This is a genomic window from Spirillospora sp. NPDC049652 (assembly GCF_040675125.1).
In the GTDB taxonomy this organism is placed as follows: domain Bacteria; phylum Actinomycetota; class Actinomycetes; order Streptosporangiales; family Streptosporangiaceae; genus Spirillospora.
On the sequence record NZ_JBFAOF010000832.1, the window covers coordinates 1 to 3,253 of the forward strand.

The 3,253-nt window shown below is 70.4% G+C and carries 2 protein-coding genes, 2 tRNA genes and 1 pseudogene; 4 read left to right on the forward strand and 1 reads right to left on the reverse strand.

The genetic code is table 11. From position 1 onward, the window contains the following. Positions 1-222: 222 nt before the first annotated feature. The 4 genes from AB0J52_RS33415 (at position 223) to AB0J52_RS33430 (ending at position 2,835) form a co-directional block, all read left to right on the forward strand. Positions 223-1,521 (forward strand): alkaline phosphatase family protein, encoded by a 1,299-nt coding sequence (locus AB0J52_RS33415; RefSeq protein ID WP_500186861.1) that lies wholly within the window; start codon positions 223-225, stop codon positions 1,519-1,521. A 141-nt stretch (positions 1,522-1,662) separates the two neighbouring features. Further along, a tRNA-Gly gene (locus AB0J52_RS33420) sits at positions 1,663-1,734 on the forward strand. Between the two features lie 30 nt (positions 1,735-1,764). Continuing rightward, positions 1,765-1,839 (forward strand) — tRNA-Val (locus AB0J52_RS33425). Between the two features lie 489 nt (positions 1,840-2,328). Further along, positions 2,329-2,835, forward strand: a complete 507-nt coding sequence (locus tag AB0J52_RS33430; RefSeq protein ID WP_500186862.1) for a VOC family protein — start codon at positions 2,329-2,331, stop codon at positions 2,833-2,835. A 55-nt stretch (positions 2,836-2,890) separates the two neighbouring features. Here AB0J52_RS33430 and AB0J52_RS33435 read toward each other — a convergent pair. After that, positions 2,891-3,253: pseudogene (locus AB0J52_RS33435) on the reverse strand (hypothetical protein); the annotation flags it as partial.

Below are 3,253 nucleotides of genomic sequence, written 5' to 3' on the forward strand. Positions count from 1 at the left end.
CAGGCGGCCGACCGGCGGCCCGTCCCGGACGGCGCGGACCCGCGACGCCGCCTCGGCGGCCGTGTCCTTCTCTCCCACTCCCCCAGTGTGACAAAGCATCCCAGAACAATTCGGGTGAGGGCTTTTCATATTTTTGTCCCCCGGCGTCCGAGTCGCTTTCTTCCCATGCCTTCCCAAGCGCGGTGATACTCCTCACGCGGTTCGGTGAGCGGAGGGAGTCCCATGGGCATCGACGACCTGACACGGCGCGGTTTTCTCGCGGGAACGGCGGGCGCCGCGGCCGTCCTCGCGGCGGGCGGGACCGAGGCCGAAGCGGCGGCGTCCACCCGCGCGCCCGTGTCGGCGCTGCCGGAACCGTCCGGTTCGGGCATCGACCACATCGTCGTCGTGATGATGGAGAACCGGTCCTTCGACCACTACATGGGATGGCTGCCCGGCGCGGACGGCAAGCAGGAGGGCCTGACCTTCACCGACGCCGCGGGCGCCGAGCACTCCACGCACCACCTGACCGTCCCGTGGGGGTGCGGGTTCAACGACCCCGACCACTCCTACGGCGGCGGACGCGTCGAGTACAACGAGGGCAAGTGCGACGGCTGGCTGCGCGCCGGAGACAACGACGTGTTCTCCATCGGCTACTTCAAGGGCCCCGACCTGGGCTTCCACGGCCGCGCCGGACGCGACTGGACGGTCTGCGACCGGTACTTCCCGGCGATCATGTCGTCCACCTTCCCGAACCGGATCTTCCAGCACGCCGCGCAGACCGACCGGACGTCCAACACGTTCACGATCTCCGAGCTCACCACCATCTGGGACCGCCTCAAGGCGAAGAGGATCCCCTGCCGGTACTACTTCAGCGACGTGCCGTTCACCGCGCTCTGGGGCCTGAAGCACCTGGACGTCAGCCGGAACATCGCCGAGTTCTACGCCGACGCCAGGGCCGGGCGGCTGCCCGCCGTCAGCTTCGTCGAGCCCGGGTTCCTCGGCGAGGCGCTGCCCGGAATGTCCGAGGACGAGCACCCGCTGGCCGACATCCGCCTCGGCCAGAGCTTCCTCAACCGGGTCTACACGGCCGTCACCACGTCCCCGAACTGGCCGCGCACCCTGCTGGTGATCAACTACGACGAGTGGGGCGGCTTCTTCGACCACGTCCCGCCGCCGGCCGGCCCCGACCCGCGCCCCGACCTCGGCACCGGCCTGCGCGGCTTCCGCGTCCCGTGCCTGCTGATCTCCCCACGCGCCCGGCGCCGCTCGATCGCCCACGAGGTCTACGACCACACCTCGGTCCTCAAGGCCGTCGAGTGGCGCTGGGGCCTGCAACCGCTGTCGGTCCGGGACGCCGCCGCCCGCAACATCGCCGAGGTGCTGGACTTCCAGTCCAAGCCGAACCTGACCGCCCCGCGCTACACGGTCCCCCGGCCGGTCACCCTCGGCTGCCTCGACCCACACCCCCACACCGGCGACGACTGGCACGAGCTGGCCGCCTACGCCGCCCGCCACGGCTTCGGCGCGAAGCGCCGCTGACCCCGCCCTCCGCCGCCCGTCCCCGCCGGTCGGCGCCGCTGACCAGCCCGGCCTCGATGTCACATCCACTCGGAATCCACGCTAAAGTTTTCCTTGTCGCCGCGAGGGGCCGGCCCGAAAGGGAGGCGCCGAGCAGCACATGCGGAAGTGGCTCAGGGGTAGAGCATCACCTTGCCAAGGTGAGGGTCGCGGGTTCAAATCCCGTCTTCCGCTCTCCGGCCCACCCTCCCAGGTGGACGTTCCGGGCGATTAGCTCAGTGGGAGAGCGCTACCTTGACACGGTAGAGGTCACTGGTTCAATCCCAGTATCGCCCACCATCGAGAACGCAGGTCAGACGATGTCTGGCCTGCGTTTCCGCTTCCCTCCCCCCGGACACCCGGCCCCGCGCTCGCGTCGACGTCCTGCCGCTGCGGCCCGGGCGTGACGCCGTCCGCCACAAGGCCGGGCCGCACGGCATGTGTCGTCCATTACCGGACAGGCCATCGGAATGGCTTTACCGCGTCGGCGAAAGGCGCTTTCGAGGTGCCGCCACCGCGTCGAGAACGAATCGACGATGTCGCGTCCGCCCGTCCCGATTGACTCCCCCTGCCCTGCCACGGTCCTGCGGGGCCCCTGGCTTGACCAGCATGTAACCGGTGGAGCACGCGTTGTGCGCGCGAACCGCCGCAACGCCTTCATTGCTCTCATCCTCGGGCGAATTCGGCCAACCAGCTGGTTGGAAGGGTGTCCGCGCCGGTCCGGCAGGTGACAGACTTCGGCCCGGGGACGGCTTTCTTCGGGGCGATGACTTTTGGTGAGGGAGTTTCATGGCCGGGATCACGCGGCGGTCGGAGAAGGAACCGCTGCTGAAGACGCGGTTCCTGTCGCACGGGACGCTGGAGGTGGTGAACCTCCAGGCTTCACGGCGGTTCTACGAGGAGGTCCTCGGGCTGGAGGTGATCCAGCACGCGCCGATCGGGCTGCTGGTGCGGCTCGGGAGCGACCACGTGTACGTGGCCGTGGAGACGCCGAAGGCCGAGCAGCACGAGATGCCGCTGCTCGGGCACAACGGACTCGACGTGAGCAGCCGCGAAGAGGTGGACGAGGCGCACGCCAAGCTCTCGGCCGTCCGGGAGGAGTACGGCATCCGGAAGCTGACCAGGCCGGTCGACCAGCACGGCACCTACGCGTTCTACCTGCAGGACCTCGACCGCAACTGGTGGGAGATCGGCCACCTGCCGCCCGGCGGCCACACGTTCCGCTTCGAGGACCCGAAGTACGACCTCACCGCCCCCGGCACGCCGGAGGACGGGACGGAGACGGCGACCGAGTAGCTCCGGCTCACCGCACCCCGGGTGAGCACCCCGTACCTCACGGCCGTGCCTCGCCTCACGGGCGTGCCGCGTCGGACGGGCGTGCTGTGCCGCCGCGGCCCATGACGTCCCGGAACGAGCGGGTGAGGAGGCGGAGGCCCGTCGCGACGCGTTCGGTCGGGACGGAGCCGTAGCCGAGCACGATCCCGGGTAGCCGGGTGTCGTCGCAGTAGGCCGACAGGTCCTCGGCGGCGACACCCAGCTCGCCGGCCCTGGCCAGCACCGAGCGGACGTCGCCCGGCGCGTCCGGCCTGAGCAGCGCGCACACGTGCAGCCCCGCCGTCGAGGGGACCGGGTCGAGCCAGGCGGCCAGGCCGCCGCCGAGGGCCTCGGCGATCAGCTCGTGGCGGGCGGCGTAGGTCCGGGTGGCCTTGCGGAC

Bases quoted from the DNA above. Each gene is read 5' to 3' on its own strand.
- AB0J52_RS33415 (WP_500186861.1), top strand. From the start codon at position 223: ATGGGCATCGACGACCTGACACGGCGCGGTTTTCTCGCGGGAACGGCG.
- AB0J52_RS33430 (WP_500186862.1), top strand. From the start codon at position 2,329: ATGGCCGGGATCACGCGGCGGTCGGAGAAGGAACCGCTGCTGAAGACG.